We start from the raw sequence: 20,095 nt of genomic DNA, 5'->3' as shown, positions 1-20,095 counted from the left end.
AAAGCTGGCGCAATCCTCCGGAGCTCCATCGGCGGAAATGAGAACCGCGAGACGTAGTTCCCGAGCTTGACGAAGGAATGCAGATCGTCGAGGCCTTCGATCTCAGAGCTCATGACCAGCGGCTCGATCTGCCGGTCCATCGTGAAGCTCTTGCCCTGCCGCTTGCCGTCGGCTACGGTCTCGCGCACGCGCTCAATTTCGATGTCGCCGATGAGTTCCGAAGCCCACTTCGCAGCTTTCGGCTCGGCCGTCTTGAGCACAAACTTCGTGGACGGCTGTGAGAGCATCACCTCGGCGAGATGCCCATAGATCGTCTCCAACTGTGCCTTGCCCTGGTAGCCGAAGATGATCGGGTTGTTGCTCTTCCGACCCTTGGTGAGTGCAGTGTGAAACTGCGGCAACCGCTGCAAACTCGCGAGCTCATCGATGACGAACCATGCCCGGCGCTGACCCGGTTCGGGCGTGGTCAATAGGCGCAACACGAGCGAGTCGAGCCACAACGAGTGCAGCGGCCGCAACGCCTCTTGCGTGTTCTCAGTCGACGTGAGGAAGACCCAGCCCTCGCGTTCCTTGGACCACTCATTCGCGCTCCACTCGCGCCCTCCGGCCTGTTCCCTAGTGGGCAGCAAGCGAAGGCTGTCGGCGATCAGTCCCAGTGAACCGAGCACACCACTGCGCTGCTGTTGTGCTCCCTTCGCGATCATGGCTGCAAGTTCCGTGCCGGTCACACGCCGGTCGATCTCTTCCTCGTGACTCATCCAGTACACCAGGTCCTGCGGCGACGGCCGATACTTCAGCAGGTGAGCGAAAATCTTTTGCGGCGTCTCGGTGAAGAACTCGCCCTTCTTGTCGTTTGTTGGCTGGTAAAGCGAGGTCGCGATTGTGCGGGCCTCCGCGGGATTGCGTAACTCGCTCGCTGGCGTCCAGTAGGGTGAGCGTGCGTCCAGCGGATTGAGTATCCAGTCGCCACGCTTCGCGCTATAGAACCGCTCGGTGAACTCGCCCGTAGGGTCGTAGACGATGGCAGACTCACCCCGCTGCTCGATCTGCTGGAGCATCTGCATCAACAGGGTCGACTTGCCTGTGCCTGTGTCGCCCATGATTTGGATGTGCTTGGCTTCGGCCCGCAACGGCAGCTTGAGAACAGTTCCTCTCCGCTCAGTCTGGATACGAATCCCGTCGCCCTTGAGCGCTTTGTTGAATTGCGCTGGTGTGACCATTACGGGTCCGCGCAAACGCCGGCCGTACTTCAGCTGCTTGAAGCGCCTCGCGTCCCATTGCACAGCGAAGCTTAAGAAGAGAACCAAGACAACGGCTCCTTCGATCAGAGGCACCTTGAGAATCTCGACCAGTCCCCTGCCGCCGTAGATGGCTCCTTGAAACCAACGCGCGAGGGACGCATCTCTGTACCGTCGCGGTCTGCCGCGGCTCAAACCCTGAAGGCCCTGAGCCATGGCCAGTTCAGAGAATCGTGCGTTGATCACGCGACCATCGGGCAAGTTCATTTCGCCAGGCCCGAAGTCTGGCGGTAATGCCAAGCGCGGCTTGCGCGGCGGCCAGACGACGTAGATGAGCGCGTACTCGCCCGATTGCTTGAACTGAGCGCCAATCCTCGACCGGACGTATTCCGAGATGTACGAACGCTCCAAGATCGGCAGCGAATGCAGCTGCTGAAAGCTGAACAGACCGAGGCAAAACAGGGCGGCCACCGCAGCCGTGTATGTGTAGACCGGCGCGTGCGACGGCCAGACGATCGTCTCCTTTCGTCCCCACTGTGTCGGCATCTCGTCAGCTCTCCAGATCTGCAGCTGCGGCGTATTGCCGGCGTATGTCCTGCGCAACCTTCTGCTTGGTCTGCCGGATGTTCTGTAGGTGAGCGTCGAACGCCTCGGCTGTCAGCACATGGCCGCAACAAACAGGCCGCAGCAACTCATTGAGCATCATCCGTAGCGCCACGATTTCCGAGAAGAGCGGATCGCTCGTGCTGTTCCTGGCTTCGCGAAGCAGTACCGCACGCGCCCACTCGCTCACGTTGCAACCGGCGCGGTTGGCGGCAGAAATGAGTTCGCCCTGCTCATCTGGACTGACTCTCGCGCCTATTGTTCTGGCGCGGTCGCTCCCGCTCCGATTCCGGCGCAAGCGGCTCGCAAAATCGACGGTGTCAGGCATCAGGATGCTTTCAATCGCATGTTCACTGCGGTGAACAGGCTTCGTCTAAGTCGCAGACTTGACGGACGTTCACGCCAGTGAACGAAACCGGATCTGCACAGCCCTGTCAGGGGTGGAGTGTCGACATTCTCCCGGTGCGAAGCACCGCATTGGCTCTGCCACTGATGCAGGCGCGGGATCATGCCTTCGATCCCGCCACCATTGCTGCTGTTTGGGGAGCGGAAGAAGCCACGATCGTCGGCCTCTTCGGCAAAGCTTCCGGTGCGTCTGCGGCCGGCGCTTTGCGGATGCGAAGCGTCGCTGCAACCTGACGTGCTTCGGGTGTCTTGAGGAAGTCCTGGAACTCGCGGTCCTTGGAGAAGACGTAGGCGAGCGCCTGCTCGACGACGTCGTCGGCTGATGCGCGGATAAACGCAGCGTACTGATCGACCTGATTGGCAGTGGTATCGGTCAGCCGAATCGAGGTGCTGACGTGGCGGGTTTGGTTGACTTCAAGTAGAGGCATTGCGGTCTCCTTCGGAACTCGAATCAGGCAAGCTTGCGGCGTGCGATCATCCGCTGCGCAGTAGCCGCGATCTCCCGAGCGCGGACGGTGCAGAGATTGGGAGAGAGGTCGAAGCGATGACGGTCTTCGAGCATCGTGATCACATCCCCGAGCGGCGCGCCGATGAGGAACCATTGGCGCGCCGAAGCGACATCGATCGTGCGCTGCGCGTAGTAGAGCGGGTTCGGCTTGTCAGAACGGCGTTCTGCAAGGAGCCGCGTCAGCTTATTCGCGTCCGCTCCTGCCGAAAGCTGCGCACATGCCCAGGCCCAGTCCTGCTCCGATTGGCTGTCCTTGCGCGTAGCCGGGATGCAGGGCTTCTGACTACGACACACCTCACGGTTGGACAGCGCATCCGGCAGGCGGAAGTCTGACGGATGCGCGACCCGATCGAAGCCATACTCGACCGTGACCGAGTATGCCGGCGCATACTTTTGGTTCAGGTAGCCAGGCAGCCGAAGCACCCGATTGCAGTCCGTGCATGCCGGATCACCGCCGAAGGTCGTCGCCAGCTGCTTTAGGGTAGCTTCCTGCTGCGCAGAGTCGAAGCCTTCGACATGCCAGAGCACCTGATACTTCGCAGGAGAGGTCGTGAGGATCGCGTTGGGTAGCGGAACCTCGTCCGAGGATCGAAGCCGAGCGAGAGCACGGTCGCCATCCTGGTCGATATCGAGGTACAGATGCCGCACGGACGCGATGCATTCTTTGGTGCGCTTCCGGCTCCCCGGCTTCAGCGGATTAGCGGCAACGTAAATGTCCGCTCCAGCGTCGTTCTGATGGCGAAGCCAAGCGAGGTATCGCGCCGCAATCGCTTGGTCAAGCGTGACGACACGCTGCTGGGTTCGCGACGTCTCCGCCGAGCGCAGCAGGACCGCAATCGTCGAGCCTGGCTCGAAGCAGCGGCTCAAGAACTCTCTAGCGACAGCGTTCATCGATTCACCTCGGAGTTGCGGTCCAGAAGGCCCGGCTCGAGGCCGGGCTCTCAGGCTGGGACAGGTTCGCTAGGCAGCTTCCATGTCGGGAGTGTCTTCGCCGTCCTCGCCGGCGGCTTTCGCAGCGCGGTTGAGTTTGAGGATCGAGTCGACCCGGATCTCCCAGATGGTCTGCTCGGCGTTGGTCTTCGTGCTCTGGTACTTGCGGCTGCGCAGCTCGCCTTCGACCTGGAGATGTGCGCCCTTCTTGAGCGTCGCGGCGAACTCACCGAGCTTCGCGAAGACAACGCAGCGGTGCCATTCGGTGTGCTCGACGTATTTTTCGTCCTTCTTGTAGGAAGACTTGGTTGCGAGGGACAGAGTGGTGAGGCTGCGGCCGTTGTTGGTGCGAACTTCTGCATCGTTGCCAAGGAAGCCGATTAGGGTGACTTTGTTCTGGTACATGGTCGTGATCTCCGTTTCGTTTAGTTCCCGTAAGCTGCTCGGGTCACACCAGGCGAAGCCGAGCGAGTGGGCCCGGCTCCCAAGGTCAAGGAGTGCTTTGTTGGCGGGGCCCGGAAGAAGTGTGGGCGGCGTTCTTTCCGCGGCTGTCCATACTTGTTCCGGGAGGTCCCGAGAAAGCAGAGCGACGCCGTGCCGCAGGGCGCCGGACAGGCCCCGAAGCGTGACCCCGAGCAGAGGACGGGATATCGGACGGAAGCACTCTCCACGCGCCAGAGGCACCCTGTTCCTTCCTGCGACGATTTTGATTCGCAACAACGGCAAGTCCACACCTGCAAGCACGTTCGCTGCCGTTGGCGGCACCCACTCGAATCGGCTGACCTCTGTCGCCGCTCCGCCGCTCGAGATCGCGAGAAGAGGCGCATTCAGAGACGAGTTGGGCTGTGCAGCCGGATTGGCAGCATGTGTGACCATCGCAGTGACCTCGAATCAGGGTGGAAGCTTCAGGAGAGTGCGGACGTCTCAGGCATCGGAGGCGCGGTAGACCACCTCGGTCAGGAACGCCTGCTCCCGATGGCAGTAGCCCGAAACCGTGATGAGCTCTCGGACGCGACGATGGCCGGCGTTATCCCGCTCGCAGTGCAGGACGAAATCGACTGCCTTGCCGGTCTGCGACCTCACGAAGGACTGATCGAGATTCGTCCGCGCACTCAGCGCCATGTCTGCGAGCCGATCAAGCGCATCGAGCGCGGAGTCGGCATGGAGCGTCGAGAGCGTTCCGCCATGGCCGGTGTTCATCGCCTGCAGCAAGTCATAGCCGCACTCATCTCGGATCTCCCCGAGGATGATGCGATCCGGGCGATGGCGCAGTGCAGCGGCAACGAGCTGGCTCGGCGTGATCGCCACCTGGCCGGGGATCACGTCGACGGCCTCCCAGCGAACCGCGTTCGGATGCGAGATCTTCAGCTCTGCTGGTTGCTCGATGATCACGAGTCGTTCGTGAGCTGGGACGTGATCGAGCAACGCCTTCACGACCGTCGTCTTGCCCGAACCGGTACCGCCGCTGATAATGCCGTTCTTTCGGGCGAGGATCAGGCTCACCACAGCGTCACACACGTGAGCAGACATGCACCCTGCGTCCACCAGTTCGCCAGAGGTGTACCACCGGTTGAACTTGCGTACGGTGAGGGTCGGACCGCCAATCGAAGACGGCGCGCCGACCACAGCGACACGCGAGCCATCTGGCATGCGCGTGTTCAAGATCGGGTTCTGCTGCGTGAGATCCTGGCCCAGTATGCGAGCGACGCGCTCGATGGCAGCCTGAAGACGATCGTTGGTGTACGGAGTCGAGAGCGGAATCCGCTCGATGACACCGCTGCGATCGGCGAACACTCCCGCGGTCCCGTTGATCATCAGATCAGAGATCGAGGGATCGAGCAGCAGCGCTCGCAGCTCTTCCGGGAAGAACGGCAAGATCAGCTCGAAGCTCATCGCTTTCCTCCTCCTGCATTCGGGTGCTTTAACTGATCACCGGTCGTGGTCGGATTCTCTGGCGTGATCGGATCGACGGACACCCGGTTCTCGTGGAATTCGGTGATCGTCAGTCCGAGCGGATTCATAGTCTCGTATTGCGGAAAGATCCTCGCCTGATCGCTGACCTGCTTCGGGTTCAGGTAGTACGTCACCGAGAGCAGCCAGTGCTCTGTGCGCGGCTCGCGTGAGTGCTCCGCGGAAAAGAGCTTGTCGAGCGTCACGAGAGCCGTGCCCCGCGCAATCCGCGTTCCCTGCACTGTCTCTTCCGCCATCGAGGTGATCGTGACGTTCCGCACCTGGACCTCGCTCGACTCCAGCTGGCCGCCCATGACCTGCGAGACGAGGTGGCTCTGGTTGTCAGACGCCATAAGCTGTGCGGCAAGGGGCTGCGAGAGGAAGTAGTAGTTCAGCGGATACTTTTTTGCGATCACATCTCGACTCACGGTGTAGCGGTAGTTAGCCCACTCCGTCAGGTACGTTCGAACTTCGCCCTCACGCGGGCTGTAGTTCAGGTCGCTGTACTGGATCGCCTGCGCGCGTCCCATCTCATCGATCCGGATGTAGCGATTGGCCACGGGCCGGTGCGCCAGGGCGAAGTTGAGCCACAGGGAGCCGCAGAGGAGGACAGTGCCGCACCCGATGATCAGGCGATAAGCTCTGCGCTCGGCGTAGTGTGAGGCATAGACCTCGTTGCCGATCTGATCAGCTAGAAGCGCCTGCTCGGGTGTGAGGGCGGCGTCAGCGGGTGCTGTGCGGGTGGACATGCGATGCACCGCTCCTTTCCGAGACTGCGCTCAAGACCGCGGCCGTATAGATGCCCGCCGCAAGCAGAAGCCCGACGACACAGAGCGCCAGCAAAGGTCGGATGAATCGTCCAGCACGAGACTGAGCCACCGAGTCTCCAATGAACATTCCAATCAAGAACTCCCACATCTCTAAGCCCCTCCCCGAATGGCTGAGGTTGCGATTGCTCCACCAGCGAGTCTCGGAGCTGCGGACACCAGACCAGCAGCACCTCCGAAGATCGCCTGGGTCATACTCGGGATGAACAGCATGTTGATGATGAAGGCAATGAACACCATCAGGCACGGGATCAGGTTCGCCATCCACATCTGCATGGAATAGTTCCCATTAAACGTCTGCTGCAGGAACCCGTTCATGAATCCCGCCCAGACGAAGATGAACGCGGCAGCGACTGCACGGATCATGGCAAAGCTGAGCAGCACATCGAGGAAGTGGAAGAACTTCGCCCGGAAACTATGCGTCATCAGCAGCGGGATGAAGACCGGTCCGAATAGCGCCGCGACACCGTAAAGGATGAATGCGCTGCAGTTGATGACGAACAGGATGGCGGATGCCACTCCCAGCATCAGCTGCACCAGAACATAGCAGAGGATCTCGATGGGTGCGGTGATCGAGGGCATCGCGGTGCCGTTACCGGCTGTCCTGAGCAGCATCAGGAGCTGATCGAGCGAGTGCTGATCGAAGGCCGCGACCATCGCCTGCGCGATGTAGGAGAAGAAGTGGTTCAGCCCAAAGCTCGCCCCGGGAAACGGATTCACCCAGTAGGTCTCGAGCAGCGAGCAGACGATCAGCTTCAGCAGAAAATTCGTGAGATCGCCGGCACGCACCGGGTGATGGTGTAGCCGGAATGTCATCGTGCTGGTGTTCCAGTTGATGACCATGCTGACCAAGGTGAACAGCGCGATGGCGCTTAGTTCCACCAACCCGAGCTGCGTGAGCGCGTCCCCGTTCTGCGTCGTCAAGTTCGTCAGGTTATTTGTGAACTGGTAGAGCCAGTCCATCCCTGAGCTACCGGACGGGAGTGCTTGCGCGAGAACGAGAGTTGCGCTCATCAGGGTTTCCTTCTACGGGAGGTACTTTGTCCAGGTCTTGCTTTCGTTGCCGGCAGCGACGCTGTGCTTACGCTTGAGCTCTTCCACTCGTTTGCGGAAGGCCTCGTCTTCCCGGAGGCGGCGGTCTCGATCTTGCTGCTGCTGTTCGAGGATCGCGGCCATCTTCGCCGTCTGATGATGCTCGTACATCACTCCGCCGCCGATCAGGGCCAGGAGCGCAAGGATGGCGATCAGTAGCTTCGTGTTGAGCGCGTTGAGCATGACGTGATTCCTTAGGGCAGATACGTCTGCCAGGTGTTCCCTTCACTTGCCGCGCTCATGTCGTGCGTTGCGCGCTGAGCCTCGACGAACGCTGCCGTGTTTAGGTCGTTCGCTGCCGCGTTCCGTTGCTGCATGTTGGCGACCGCCATCTCAGCGGCCAGGCAGGCCTGCAACACGCCCTGCGACTGCATCTCGGCCATCTTCTGCGCTTCCGCGGCGTTCAGCAGGTTCAGCTGCTGGACCTCACTGTTGGTCGCGTCGGAGCCGTCGAGTTCGTCGGCTGCGAGGCTCGTGTTCGCAGGCTGGTTCTGCGCACGAGCTGCTCGATACTGGCCGACTGCCGTGATGCAATCGGGCGAGATCGAATCAGACATCTCGATCATGGCGAGCAGTGCGAGCTGCGGACTGCCCGACGGCTGTGCAGCCAAATAGGATCGCGAATCCGAGCTCATCGGGACGGAAGCTGCTGTCCACCCGGCGATGGATGCTGTTGGCGCGTTCGTGTTTAGCGCTGTCGTCAGTCCGTTCGTCTCGCCGAAGAGGTTGCGGACGTCTGCGTTCTCGAAGGCGTGGAGTGTGGTCTGCCACTGCTGCTTGAACGAGAAGTGAGAAATGTTGTTTTTCAGCATCGTGTACTGCGTCTTCAGCGTGGTGAGCTGCGAGACCAGGCTCGCGTAACTGGTCGGATCGAAAACGATGTCTCCGAGACCGAACAGCGCAAAGCTGGGCGTTGCGGTCGCGAGCACCAGGCCGCCGCCGACAAGCCACTTGCCTCGATTGCCGAGCCTACGGTTCTGCATGGGATCCTCCTTGAACCTGAGCTAGAGAGCGGGATCGACGCGATGTTCCGCGTAGGACGGAACGAGAAGGTCGCGACCGATGTAGACACGGGCACGTGACCCTTCTTTGAGCGTGATGATCGGTAAGCGGTTCAGGAAGTGGTTCAGAACCTGCTCGCCTTCTGCGGCAGTCTGTTCGGAGATCCCGTTGCGGATCTGGGTCGAGGGCTGGAGCACCGTGCCGTTGTTGCCGATCTGGGCGAGGCCTCCCAAGCCGCCGATGGCCGCCACTGCACCGAAGGCCATCAGGTAGCCGTGATCGACCTTGCTCGCGAGCCCAGTCGTTCCCACTTGATCGAGGCCGAGGTACTTGTCGAAATCGAGAGAGAAGCCGTCCGGACAGACGGCACGATGAAAGGTGACGAACATGCGCCGCTGCTGCGCATTCCCGACGCTCTGGACGGTGCCAATCAAGCGCGTTCCTTGTGGCATCAGGAGTTGCTGGTGATCGTGCGAGTAGTAGTCGGTCGTCAGCATGACCAGGACCGGGCCGGAGAAGCCGCCGTCGACGCGATTTGTGACGACGCCTTCGAGCACCGTGCCTTCGAAAACCCGGTAGAGCCGCCCTTGGTACTCATCGAACGGGTAGGCGGCCATCGCGTTCGCTTTCTCTGGCCCCGAAGAGCTGCCCTTCAGCGATGCGGGCTTCTCAGTCGTCTGCTCCACGTCGGTGGCATCCCGCCGATCCTCTCCAGTGATTCCGGCGATCCCCCGCCCGGCGACACTTCCTTCCCGCGCGAAATCGATCGCGACCGTGTCGCTGTTGAGGGCATCCTGTCTCTGCTTCTCGATGGCCAGCCGCTTCTGCTTCGCCTCTGCCTGCGCTTCGGTCTGGTTTGAAGTCTTGCTGGGCGCGTTCGGGCTCTCGCCGTAGATGGCCGCACGTTGCGCTGCCGTCATCGGTGGCGCCGCGCTTGCCTCCGGGCTCGGCACATCTTCTGCCTGTTGCAGTTGCTGCATGGCAGCCGCTATCGTCTGCTGGCGCTTGCGCTCGTCTGCGTCATGACGGGCCTGCATCTGCTGCTGCTTCTCGAAAGAAGACACCTGCTGCGCGTTTGGCGTCGTCGGGCTCATCGTCAGCGCGCTCGCAGGAGCGTTCTTGCGGTTTCCGCTTAGTAAGCTGGTCATGTTAGCCAACCCGATCAGCGCCACGATGACAATCAACGGGATCACGACCGGCAGGCTCCTGCGCAGCGGTGCCCTCGACTCAGGTTGCTCCGGGACCGTCGGCTGGCTGTTGGTAGGCTCGGGCATGGGTCACCTCCCCTCGCCGGAGCGGCGGAAGTCGACCCGCTGTTTGCCGATCGCGAGATACCCAGACTCGAGTTCCTTCGGAACCGTGTAGAGTCCGTCCGCGAAGTCGAAGTTGATCAGAGACGGCTTCTTGTCCTTGATCTCGTAGAGCGCAGGCGTCTCCTGGAAGGTGCCGCGAAGGTAGGTGAACTTGTCATCGCGCCAGATCTGCTCAAGCCCCAGATCCCTGCCCTTCTTCTCGTCCCAGAGGTAGTCGAAGTGAAGAGATCCCGGATATTGGCTGCGATACGCTTGCTGCTTTGTCTGCTCCGTCCTGAGCGCAGCGGCTTGTGTCGCCTGGGCTGCGGCCGCATCCTGTTTCGCCTTCTCGAGGTCCGCAGCCGGCACAAACACCGGCAGCTGAGTCAGTCGTTCCTTCGCAACCTGATCGCCGGGCTCGATCAGGACTTTGGAGTCGTAGTGGCCGTCCGTGTCGGCGGAGATTTCATCGAGTTCAAGCGTGTACTCGTTTCCGTGATCGGAAACGATGTGCACATCGGTTGTGCATCCTGCGGTCTTCGGCTTGACGCTGATGAAACGGCTCGCGACGTGTCCGCCGTCGAAGACCCAATCCACGGTGTCGCCCGCGAAGACACTAGCGACCTTCTCTTCCGCGGGCAGCACGATCAGTGTCGATTGCAGGAGGCCGGCCCGGATGACGGGTGGCGCCTGCGCTTCCGTGACCAGCACGATTCTCGGCGCATTCGGGTGCAATGGATGCGTTGGCGCGGCGTGGACGGCTGGCGGTACTAGACCAAGCGGCAGGCCACAGCTGACGATCAGGAAGATCGGCCTCTTCATACCCTGTTCCCTTCTGCCGATGCGGCTGTAGTTCTTGCAAAGCGGTTGATCCCTTCCTTGACGCCGTACTCAGCAATCAGCGCGGCACGGCGGACTCGATCCTTTGGCTTGGTCGAAAAGGCGGCATAGCTGCGGCTGTCGAGATTGAGTCGGATCACCTTCGTGATTCCGTCGCGGCGGATGTAGAGACCCTCACGGTCTTGCAAGCTCTCGAACAGCGCAAGCTGCTGCTCGTTCAGCTTGAACAGTTCCGCATAGCGCTTGCGGTTGAAGGTCGCATCCCGCAGGAAGAGAAACGAGGTGCAGGAGTTGACGATCGAATCGGCATGCTCGCCCAGGTCTTCTGCCGACTGGCCGATCAGGGTAACGCCGCCCAGGTTCTTCCGCACTGTTTTGATCGACGCCAGCGCCGCCTCGAGCAGCTGCCGATTTTTCATGGACGAGAAGAGCTCTTCGATCAGGATGTGCTTGGGGACGCCGAGATTCGCGGGATCGTAGAGGACATCGTTGATCCGCCGCAGCAGCCAGACCATCAAGGGCTCGATCAGGTCGGCATGCTGCTGGTGGTTGATGCCTTGGAAGTCAAGGCACTGAAGCCTTGACAGGGAGAGGCTGTCCTCGACGTTGTCGAAGATCGCGCTGTACACACCCTTACCCACCCACTTCGAGAGATAGCGGTCGAGGTTCTTCGGCAAATACAGGTTCCCGAGTCGGCGGTTCGCAGGATCGAGCAGGTATATGTCCTGCACGGCCTTGTGGACCACGTCATCGTCTTCAGGTTCGAGCTGTGCGCCACCGTTCGCTAAAAGCAGCTTGGCGAAGCTGTAGAGGAACTGGATATTCGCATCGGTCGGCGCCAGCGCAAACGGGTTGACGCGAGGGCCATCGAGCCCAATCCGGTCGACTCGTCCGCCATAAAGCTCGACCACGCTCTCGTAGCTGCCACCGATATCGAAGATGTAGGTGAACCCGCCGTACTTCTGCTCGTGAGCGATAGCCAAGTTGCCGTGCACGGATTTCCCGGCGCCCGTAGGCCCAAGGATGAGCATCACTCGCACACCGTCCACGTAAGCGTCCTGGAAGAAGGGTGTCCCCGTCCGCGTCTCGAAGACGGTCAGGTACTCGTGGTCAAGATCGTCCGAACGCTGGTGGCCGAGATGCGGTGCGAAGATCGAAGCGAGACGCGCGTGATGGTCTTCTCCCAGCCACATCTTGAAAACGTTGAACTTGTGGTTGCCTGGAAACATCGCGTAGAAGCCGGACAGATTGCCCAGCGTCTCTTCGATGACCTGCGCCCGGGCCTCGACGAACACACGGTGCACCGCGGGCGCGACGGCATGCAGATCCTTAAGGCTGCGAGTCGCGACCAGCAGCCGCAGTGAGTACTCACCCTGCGCTTTCTTGTCGAGTGAGCGAACCACCTCGCCGAGATCGTCGACCGCAACACTAGCCGCCTTCGCTCCAGCGCCATCTTCGAACGACTCCGTGTCGCGGCCGGCCATCACTCGCGACAACACCCCGACCTTGAAGAAGCTGATGAACTTCTCCTGCTGGTCGATCTCGTGGCGCGTCGTCGCAGCTGACTTGGGGCGCCAGATCGAGCATAGGATCGAGTCGCACGGCAGTATCAGCAGTCCAGAGAACAAGCAAGGCCGCGACGCTTCCGGCGTGGTCTTGAGCGAATACATCTGCACGAAGCGCTTGCCTACCCGCAGATGATCCTGCTCCCATGTCACAGGGCTCTGCACGATCTGGCGATCGACTCCGCTGTCACCCTGAATCTGACCCTGTTCGGCCCAGTCCTCAAGGTTGAACACATAGCGGAAGAACTCCAAGACCTTCTGTTTCTCAAGGAGCCGGACGCCAAGTGAGTTGGCGAGGTTGCCGACCAGGATCGCGGCCGTCTTCTCCAGCTCGGTGAGCATGCGTGAAGTCGCGGCTGCGTGCTCGTGCGGCTTCTGCTCGAACGGCTTCACTCGTGGCGGTTCGAGCGTCAGGCACCAGTGGAGATCGATGCGCCGGAAGCCGGAGTTCGCGTCCAGGTAGCGCAGACGGTCCTCGACGAACTCTTGTGTGACCGGGTTCGCGTAGGTCTCCTGTTGTGGCAGTGCGAAGCCAGAGCGCACTCGTGTGTACTGGTAGAGGCTCGCGCCCTCCGGCAGGCCACGCAGCGCTCCCTCGATGAGCCGTAGCTGTGATTCGAGCTCCTGATCCGTCAGCCCTTCTTCGTCGATACCTTTGAGCGAGAACAGGCAGCCGTACCCGCCGTCCTTGAGCGCGAAGATGTGGTCATTGCAGAAGCGGCTGATCGGCACGATGCTCGACGCCGCTCCCGCCTTTGCGAACCACGGGACGAATTTGCTCTGCTCAGCGTTTGCGCGGGTCATAGTAGCTCTTCTGGCTGAGGCTCAGGCCCCAGAGCTCGAACATCTTCGGGTGTTTGCGCACGATCAGCCATGCGCCGATCGCGAGCGTTGGAAAGGCCATCAGGGCCAGTAATCGGAACCCGGCAAGGAAAACCGCAACCGAGACGAAGACGATCGTCATCCATGCTGTGAGGTCCAGGCCGAGCTTGGCTCGTGGACGATTCAGCGCTTGGTTGATCGGGTGCGGTTCTCCAAGCCGAGCCATGGCAGATGCACCTTCACATCTGCTGCCCGGTCAGCGAGCCGATCCAACCAGCTCCCCAGCCGAGAACACCGGCACCGAACAGCGCGCCGAACAGTCCAGGAATCGCATCCTGGAACCGCCCCGACAACATCCGGATTCCGGCGAAGATAAGGCCGCCGAAGCAGATCACGGCTCCCGCATAGATCGCAAAGGTCTTGAACGTGCCCATGAGCGTCTGCGCGCCGGAGAAGTCCATCGTGCCTTGTGCGTGCGCAACGCCAGCGAATAGAAACGCAAAGAAACTCGGTGCCATCACGCGAAGGCTGCGCGATAAAGATGCGCTTGTGGGAGCGACGGCCAGAAAATCAGCCGAATGGAGAAGCCTATGACGGACACCGGTTGGGAACCGGAGAGAACTGCGAATTCGACTCACCTTGCACCTCCGCTGGCCTTTTTCGGGCCGCTATGGCGCACAGCTTGCGTCAGGTCATCGCCTGCGTCTAATACCGAATTCGGATCGGCCGATTCGAGTTTCTGATCGCCTTGTCAGGAGACCCGAGCTGCCGTAGGAGCCAGAACCGGGGTTGCCGAAGCGACCGGCTTCTTGGGCACGCTGATCACCTCCGCCTTCGCACAGACGGAAGCAAGTCTGAATGCTAGGATCGGCAGAAAGGGTCGCGGATAGTTCCGGTGGCAAACGATCGCAGTCTTGATTCGAAGGGAAACGCCGGCGATGGGACGGAGCGTCAGGTCCGGATGGAGGTCGGCGCTTGCCCTGCATAACCCGAAGCCGATGCGCTCAGCTACCAGGAATTGCATATCGGCCGGGTGAGTGACATGTCGCGACGGTTTGAGACGAACGCCACCACCCGATAAACGACGGTCCAGTGCATCATAGAGAGCCGGATGCACTGCCCGCTCAAACATTACCTGCAAACGGCGACTAATCTCCGCAGCCGGGATCTCGGCATATGAAGCTGAGGGGTCATCCTTGCGCAAGCAGACAAGCATCGGCTCACTGCATACATGATGGAACCGCAATTGCGGTCGCTGCGCGGGAAGGCTGACGAGTGCAGCATCTAGTCGACCTTCCAGAACCTGGTCGATCAGAGCGAGCGATGTGCTACTCGACGGGATGATCTCACCGCCCGGCACAATCTCCGGAAAGCTGACCATCGCCTCGCGAACGACCCGGTGTGGCACCCAGTGCGAGTAGCCGAGATTGAAGTGCAGATTTTCCGCGGCATGCGTCTGCAGAACAGAACGGCCTGCCTCCTCCCGCATCTTCAGCATCTGCTTCGCCAACGGCACGAACGCACGTCCGGAAGTCGTGAGCGATGCGCCGGCGTGACCACGGAAGAACAGCTTGACGTTCAGAGAATCTTCAAGCTGCTTGATGTGCATCGTCAATGCTGGTTGCGAGATGTTCAGCATCTCGGAGGCTTTGCGGAAATTGCACGCCTCAGCCACAGCGACGAACGAACTCAGATGGCGAAACTCCAACGTCTCATACACAGCCCACCGCCTACAACGTGCGGAGACAGTACCATAACGTAACTAAAAATCAGGTTAATACTTCAGATTGCCAATTGAGGCGCAGGGCGCCACCGGGCTATCAGACTGATTTCGCTCGATCAGCATTCTCAATCGGGCAATTCGAAATTGCGATTGGACGCAATTACGGCTTTGGTGGACGATGCGACGCAGAGGTTCCCATGGACGCTCGCAACGACTCGCCGCTCCCTTTAGGCTCACCTGAACGCAAGCCGGTCCGGGCGGTCAAACGACTGCCCGAACCTCTCCTCGACAGCGAGGAAGCCGCCTCGGTGATTAATATTCACCCCAAGACCCTCCAGAAGCTCGCAAGGTGCGGTTCCATCCGGGGCATTCATGTCGGAAAGCTCTGGCGTTTCCGGAGCACCGACCTTGAGGAGTGGATCGCCAAGCAGTAGACCCGGCGATTACCGCGCCAAGCAGGCCGTTCCACGCTCAATTGCCCGCGTTCGTGACCTGGCTCGCACGCCTCTGACCTTGTTCAGCGGGTCTGAGACGCGCTATTCTCGGAGTGCCAGCCTGAAGCCGAGCTACTTGGAGTTCACATGCCAGTTGCCCGGTACCAACAAGGATGCGTCGACCGCGTTCGTCGCGCTAAAGGCCCTGACGTCTGGGTCTACCGCTATCGCGAAACGATTGATGGTAGACGCCGGCATCGATCCCGCGTGCTCGGCCCCGTCACCCAGTACAGGTCGAGAGCCGACGCAATACGTGCAGCAGATGCGCTTCGAATCGAGGCGAACGCCGCCGAGATTCGTCCCGGCAAGTTGACGATCGCCGATGCGTGGGGTCACTTCGTAGCACACGAACTGGAGAACGATCGTAGCCCGAGCACGGTTCGCAACTATCGCGATTATTTCTCCAATTACATCCTGCCGACCTGGAGAGACACAACGGTCGATGAAATCAAAGCCGTTGCTGTCGAGCGTTGGCTTCGCTCGCTGCCCTATGCGGATGCAACCAAGGCCAAGATCCGCAACCACCTCTGCGCGTTGTATTCCCATTTGGTCAGATGGGAGCTTTACCCGCGCAACCCAATCACCAGCGTCCGGCAAGGAGCCACAAGACGCCGCGATCCTGACGTCCTTACGCTCGAAGAGATGTCCTCGATCCTTAGCCACATCGGGCCGCCCGCAATCCGCGTGATGGTCGTTGTCGCCGCGACCACAGGCCTCCGTAGATCAGAGTTGAGGGGGCTGCGCTGGAGTGACGTGGACTTCGAGGCGTTATGGTTGCGCCTGGAGCGTGGCCTCGTCCGCAAGGACGAAACAGCGCTCAAGACCCAGGCTTCTCGTAAAGGCGTACCGATGATCGCGGAACTTGCCGAGACCCTCGAAGCGTGGCGCCGACAAACGCCGTACCCTTCGACCGAAGACTGGGTGTTCGCATCACCGTTCACCCGGGGACTACGTCCGTATTGGCCCGACTCCGCTCTGCAAGACCACATCCGTCCGGCGGTTCAGGCGGCGAGGATCCGGAAACAGGTTGGTTGGCACACGTTCCGACACTCGCTCGCAACGCTGCTGGGCGAGCGCAAAGAAGCTCTGAAGACGGTTCAGGATCTCTTGCGACATGCTAACAGCCGGATCACGCTGGAGGTGTACCAGCAGGCAGGTCGCGATACTCGCCGGAACGCCTTGACCGCGCTCGCCGGACTTTGCCTCCCCATCTGCGATTGAAGAGCGAAAAAGCGAAGGCCCTCCGAAACTGGCGGGCCTTCGCTTTTTTGCTTGTCGGGGTCTGCCCACCAAGCTAATCTCTCAACTGTGCCTTTTCTGTTCCTTCGATTTTGGTGCCAGATTGGACCTAAGTCCTTTGAAATCTGGCGGGGACGACGGGGCTCGAACCCGCGACCTCTGCCGTGACAGGGCAGCATTCTAACCAACTGAACTACGTCCCCTTGCCTGACCGAATCGGCGTCGCACGCGAAACGCAGCGCGAAGACAGCCGCTTTCGACATCACCAATATATAGCAGACGCGAGGGTGACGCCAGAGGTGCTTGCTGACGTCTTCTCGCCCCCAGAACAGTAGGCGTGCGGCGTTCAGTTGGCCAGTTCTGCAGCCCGACGCTCGAAGATGACCGCCTTGCTGTCACTGTAAACCTGTTGCCACTCCGGCAGCAGGCTGAGCACATGCGCCATCGGCGATCCCGAAGCCAGAAGGCAGGTGGACACCTTGTACTTCTCAAGCAGGTGCCGCGGATCCTCAGCAAGCGAGGCCCACTGCGCGTAATCCGTCAAAACGCCGCTCCATTCGTAGATATCGCCACGCCCATCCATGAAGACCGGGGTCTGCGGGGCCGCCCAGATCAAATAGCCGCCCAACACGTAGTCGTTCAGCAGACGCCTTGGAGCAGGGTGCTCCTCGAGATACGCGACAGCGCCTGCGGGATTGCCCACCTCGACCTGATGCTGCAACGACCCTCGGGAAGGAAAGGTGACCACGATGACCAGGCACGCGATACTCATCACCACAAGATTGACGAAAGGGCGATCGGACTCCGCATCGTAGCCCTCCCATAAGTCAGCCAGCATGCGTGACAACAGTGGTGCGAGCAGAATTCCGCAGACGAAGAGCATGCGCTCATGCCGTGCAGCGAGATAGATACCTCCCAGTGCGAACAGTACATCCTGCAGATCGAGCCGCGGCCGGCGCACCAGGACGATCGCCGCCATTCCCAACAGCAGAGCTGAAAGCAGCATCGCCCTCGGCTCTGTGATCTGCAACGGGCGAAACTCCGTGATCTGATCGAGGTGGCTGGTGTTGTGGAACATGGCGTCGAATGGGTAGGCAATCTGCGCGAACCCTCGGGGATTCACCAGGAGGGCAGCACAGGACACCATAACGGCAGCGATCAACTGGTTCCGCCTTGCTCTGTCGAAACGGTCCCAGTGCACAGATCCAGCGTGAAGATCGAATAGCGACAAGCCGACCATCACGAACGCGAGCAGCATGCCCAGAACGAATGATCCGTGAGCATTGATCCACAGCAGGAACAAGGGCGGCAGCGCCCAGAACCAGGCGGGATGACGCGTTCGGCCGAGATGCAGGATCAGAAGCTCGCAAACCAGAAACGAGTACCCGATCATGTGAGGCCGGGCTGCGAGCCCAACAGTGGCGAACAGAAAGATCGTCAGCACAGCCACCAGTGACGTCTTCGGGTTTCCCGACATGAGACTACACAGGAGATAGGCCAGACCCAGCAGCAAGGCGGTGGTCACGCAGGTCCAGAGCATCAGGCCGGAGTAGCCAAGCAGATGGTAGACGGCGTAGAGGCTCAGCTCCGAAAGCCATTCGTGTGGAATCGTGCTGTGATGTGCTGCCGTCCACGAGAACTGGTCGGAGAGCGGAATGCGATGCGTGGTCCACATCAGCTGCCCCAGGCGTAGGTGCCACCAGAGGTCCGGATCGTTCAGCCGCGATCGCAACGTGAGCGGCACGATCGGCAGCAGCATGAAGAAGATGGTGACAGGAAAGGACAGAACCCTCCGCCACCACTGCTGCCCAATCAGACGCTCGGTTGCAAGGGGGAGCGCGGTTGCAGCGCTCACACCAGCCTCGCTTCCCTCACCTGTTCGATCGGCATCGGGGGCATCTCTTCCACCAGTGCGGGTCCAGCCGGACGAATCAGACGATGCAGGTAGGCGCGCGAGATCTGCAGGCTTCGCGCGGCCAGCGTCTTGTTTCCGTTGTGCTCGCGAATGGCATCCGTCGCCAGCTTCAGCTTGAACTCGCGAATCTGCCGCTCAAAGGTGCTGTTCGCGATCTCCTCACCTTCGTCTTCGACCAGGATCTCCTGCTCTGCCAGGTGCGCAGGCAGGTCGTCCACGGTGATCGAGCAGCCCTTGGCCACAATGATGGCGCGTTGGATGACGTTCTCGAGTTCGCGAACATTCCCGGGCCACGCATACGACTCAAGCAGAGTCATCGCCCGCGGCTCAATCTCATCGACCATCTTTCCGTACTGCTCTGAGTACTGCCGTAGGAAGTGACGTGCGATCACCCCGACATCCTCCGCGTGCTCCTGCAGCGAAGGCGCATCGATCTTGACCACATTGATGCGGTAGTACAGATCCTGGCGGAAGCGGCCCTCGGCCACCATCTTGCCCAGATCGCGGTGTGTGGCGAACACAAGCCGGGCGCGCAGCGGGATCAGGCGGTTGCTGCCCAGCCGGGAGAACTCGCGCTGCTGCAGCACACGCAAGAGCTTGACCTGTGTACTGAGCGACAGTTCACCGATTTCGTCCAGAAAGAGCGTGCCTTCGCCGGCCTGCTCCAGGTATCCCTCGCGCGCACCGACCGTGCCGGTGAAGGCGCCCTTCTCGTGTCCGAACAGCTCGGACTCGATCAGGGTCTCCGGGATGGCGCCACAGCAGACCGCCACGAATGGTCGCCGCGAGCGGGAGCCCAGGTTATGGATTGCCTGCGCGATCAGCTCCTTGCCTGTACCACTCTCTCCCGTCACCAGCACGCTTGCGTGAATGTCGGCTACGCGGTGGACCATCTCGTACACGCGCTGCATGGGCGAGCTGTTGCCGATCATCTGGTCGCAACAGTCTTCCACGGGCTCGAGCTGCGCCTCAGCGGCGGCCAGCTTGCGTCGCAGCTGAGAGTTCTCATACGCCCGCCGCAGCAGGGCTTTCAGGTCGCGAAGTGAGGGCGGCTTGCGGCAGTACCCCTGGGCGCCCAGACGCACCAGGTCGCTCGCGGCGGAACGGAGAAGATCGCTGGCCATGACCACGCAAGGCGTGCCGGACGCGATAAGGCGGCGGCAGATCGCAAGGTGTGTGTTCAGGTCTCCCGGCTCTTCGTCAAGGTCAAGCAACACGATGTCGGCTTGAGCGGTGGCAATGGCCCGCTTCAGCGGGTCCTCCTCCGCATGGGCTTGCACCTGGTACTCCCGGCCCAACGTCGAAGCCAGCACGGTGGGTAATGCATTGTCATGAGAGAAAAGGCAGATTCGAATAGGCAAAGCAGTACCTCGGGCACGGAACTGAGCGTTCTCTTCTGCGATCCAGGGGTTCCGCCTGTGTGTGGGCCCGACCGGCAAGGAACCGGTGTTCTCTAAGGCGGCTGGCTAAGTGCAGAGCGACGCTTTGATTCGAGTAAGTGCGCTTAGTGTGTCTGCCGCTTCCCTGCTTCGTCGATGAAACTGTGGTAACTCCCTGCACACTCCTCGGTGACTCATCGGCATTCAGGGCGACCATCTCGTAATCGAGAGAGGGTCACTTTTCTCGCCCTGCACTGTTCGGCACGTTTGA

General features: G+C 60.8%; 20 protein-coding genes and 1 tRNA gene. 2 read left to right on the top strand and 19 right to left on the bottom strand.

Going from position 1 to position 20,095, the window contains the following annotated elements; translation table 11 throughout:
- The 16 genes from AC5IJH_RS15085 to AC5IJH_RS15010 form a co-directional block, all read right to left on the bottom strand.
- Nucleotides 1-1,307: type IV secretion system DNA-binding domain-containing protein (locus AC5IJH_RS15085; protein ID WP_491903657.1), on the bottom strand; the 1,307-nt coding region annotated here is incomplete at its 3' end.
- Between the two features lie 481 nt (nucleotides 1,308-1,788).
- Nucleotides 1,789-2,169, bottom strand: coding sequence for a plasmid mobilization protein (locus AC5IJH_RS15080; RefSeq protein WP_491903656.1), 381 nt, complete (start codon nucleotides 2,167-2,169; stop codon nucleotides 1,789-1,791).
- Nucleotides 2,170-2,347: 178 nt separating this feature from the next.
- Complete coding sequence (locus AC5IJH_RS15075) at nucleotides 2,348-2,674, bottom strand: hypothetical protein (protein ID WP_491903655.1); 327 nt, start codon at nucleotides 2,672-2,674, stop codon at nucleotides 2,348-2,350.
- A 23-nt stretch (nucleotides 2,675-2,697) separates the two neighbouring features.
- The gene (locus AC5IJH_RS15070; protein WP_491903654.1) at nucleotides 2,698-3,645 is read right to left on the bottom strand and encodes a DNA-primase RepB domain-containing protein; all 948 of its coding nucleotides are present in this window, start codon (nucleotides 3,643-3,645) and stop codon (nucleotides 2,698-2,700) included.
- 69 nt (nucleotides 3,646-3,714) lie between these two features.
- Nucleotides 3,715-4,089 (bottom strand): single-stranded DNA-binding protein, encoded by a 375-nt coding sequence (locus tag AC5IJH_RS15065; protein WP_491903653.1) that lies wholly within the window; start codon nucleotides 4,087-4,089, stop codon nucleotides 3,715-3,717.
- Between the two features lie 519 nt (nucleotides 4,090-4,608).
- On the bottom strand, nucleotides 4,609-5,577 hold the full coding sequence (locus AC5IJH_RS15060) for a TadA family conjugal transfer-associated ATPase (RefSeq protein WP_491903652.1): 969 nt from the start codon (nucleotides 5,575-5,577) through the stop codon (nucleotides 4,609-4,611).
- Nucleotides 5,574-6,383, bottom strand: a complete 810-nt coding sequence (locus tag AC5IJH_RS15055; RefSeq protein ID WP_491903651.1) for a VirB8/TrbF family protein — start codon at nucleotides 6,381-6,383, stop codon at nucleotides 5,574-5,576. Before AC5IJH_RS15055 ends, AC5IJH_RS15060 begins: the two co-directional genes overlap by 4 nt.
- 171 nt (nucleotides 6,384-6,554) lie before the next feature.
- The gene (locus tag AC5IJH_RS15050) at nucleotides 6,555-7,475 is read right to left on the bottom strand and encodes a hypothetical protein (RefSeq protein WP_491903650.1); all 921 of its coding nucleotides are present in this window, start codon (nucleotides 7,473-7,475) and stop codon (nucleotides 6,555-6,557) included.
- A 12-nt stretch (nucleotides 7,476-7,487) separates the two neighbouring features.
- Entirely contained in the window at nucleotides 7,488-7,736 is a 249-nt protein-coding gene (locus tag AC5IJH_RS15045; RefSeq protein WP_491903649.1) for a hypothetical protein, read from the bottom strand.
- Between the two features lie 11 nt (nucleotides 7,737-7,747).
- Nucleotides 7,748-8,536 carry a hypothetical protein gene (locus AC5IJH_RS15040; protein WP_491903648.1) on the bottom strand — a complete coding sequence of 263 codons (789 nt, stop codon included), beginning with the start codon at nucleotides 8,534-8,536 and terminating at the stop codon, nucleotides 7,748-7,750.
- A 21-nt stretch (nucleotides 8,537-8,557) separates the two neighbouring features.
- On the bottom strand, nucleotides 8,558-9,829 hold the full coding sequence (locus AC5IJH_RS15035) for a TraB/TrbI/VirB10 family type IV secretion system protein (protein ID WP_491903647.1): 1,272 nt from the start codon (nucleotides 9,827-9,829) through the stop codon (nucleotides 8,558-8,560).
- A gap of 3 nt (nucleotides 9,830-9,832) precedes the next feature.
- Complete coding sequence (locus AC5IJH_RS15030; protein ID WP_491903646.1) at nucleotides 9,833-10,669, bottom strand: TrbG/VirB9 family P-type conjugative transfer protein; 837 nt, start codon at nucleotides 10,667-10,669, stop codon at nucleotides 9,833-9,835.
- The gene (locus AC5IJH_RS15025; RefSeq protein WP_491903645.1) at nucleotides 10,666-13,056 is read right to left on the bottom strand and encodes a VirB4 family type IV secretion system protein; all 2,391 of its coding nucleotides are present in this window, start codon (nucleotides 13,054-13,056) and stop codon (nucleotides 10,666-10,668) included. The genes AC5IJH_RS15030 and AC5IJH_RS15025 overlap by 4 nt, the downstream gene beginning before the upstream one ends.
- Nucleotides 13,037-13,300 carry a VirB3 family type IV secretion system protein gene (locus tag AC5IJH_RS15020; protein WP_491903644.1) on the bottom strand — a complete coding sequence of 88 codons (264 nt, stop codon included), beginning with the start codon at nucleotides 13,298-13,300 and terminating at the stop codon, nucleotides 13,037-13,039. Before AC5IJH_RS15020 ends, AC5IJH_RS15025 begins: the two co-directional genes overlap by 20 nt.
- 13 nt (nucleotides 13,301-13,313) lie before the next feature.
- Nucleotides 13,314-13,595 (bottom strand): hypothetical protein, encoded by a 282-nt coding sequence (locus tag AC5IJH_RS15015; protein ID WP_491903643.1) that lies wholly within the window; start codon nucleotides 13,593-13,595, stop codon nucleotides 13,314-13,316.
- A 230-nt stretch (nucleotides 13,596-13,825) separates the two neighbouring features.
- Nucleotides 13,826-14,794, bottom strand: a complete 969-nt coding sequence (locus AC5IJH_RS15010) for a LysR family transcriptional regulator (protein ID WP_491903642.1) — start codon at nucleotides 14,792-14,794, stop codon at nucleotides 13,826-13,828.
- A 200-nt stretch (nucleotides 14,795-14,994) separates the two neighbouring features.
- Between AC5IJH_RS15010 and AC5IJH_RS15005 the strand changes: the two genes are divergently transcribed.
- Together AC5IJH_RS15005 and AC5IJH_RS15000 are read left to right on the top strand one after the other, a co-directional pair.
- A complete protein-coding gene (locus tag AC5IJH_RS15005; protein ID WP_491903641.1) occupies nucleotides 14,995-15,231 on the top strand; it encodes a helix-turn-helix domain-containing protein in 237 nt (78 codons plus the stop codon).
- A gap of 147 nt (nucleotides 15,232-15,378) precedes the next feature.
- Entirely contained in the window at nucleotides 15,379-16,512 is a 1,134-nt protein-coding gene (locus AC5IJH_RS15000; RefSeq protein ID WP_491903640.1) for a tyrosine-type recombinase/integrase, read from the top strand.
- 144 nt (nucleotides 16,513-16,656) lie between these two features.
- On the opposite strand, the gene AC5IJH_RS14995 is transcribed toward AC5IJH_RS15000, so the two are convergent.
- The 3 genes from AC5IJH_RS14995 to AC5IJH_RS14985 all read right to left on the bottom strand — a co-directional run bounded on the left by AC5IJH_RS14995 (nucleotide 16,657) and on the right by AC5IJH_RS14985 (nucleotide 19,758).
- Nucleotides 16,657-16,733, bottom strand: a tRNA-Asp gene (locus AC5IJH_RS14995).
- Between the two features lie 143 nt (nucleotides 16,734-16,876).
- Nucleotides 16,877-18,385, bottom strand: a complete 1,509-nt coding sequence (locus tag AC5IJH_RS14990; protein WP_491903639.1) for a hypothetical protein — start codon at nucleotides 18,383-18,385, stop codon at nucleotides 16,877-16,879.
- Complete coding sequence (locus tag AC5IJH_RS14985) at nucleotides 18,382-19,758, bottom strand: sigma-54 dependent transcriptional regulator (RefSeq protein ID WP_491903638.1); 1,377 nt, start codon at nucleotides 19,756-19,758, stop codon at nucleotides 18,382-18,384. The genes AC5IJH_RS14990 and AC5IJH_RS14985 overlap by 4 nt, the downstream gene beginning before the upstream one ends.
- Between the last annotated feature and the right edge of the window lie 337 nt (nucleotides 19,759-20,095).

The organism is Candidatus Dedyshia acidiphila (genome assembly GCF_051025295.1).
Lineage (GTDB): Bacteria > Acidobacteriota > Terriglobia > Terriglobales > Acidobacteriaceae > KBS-83.
This window is presented reverse-complemented; position numbering and strand designations above follow the sequence as displayed.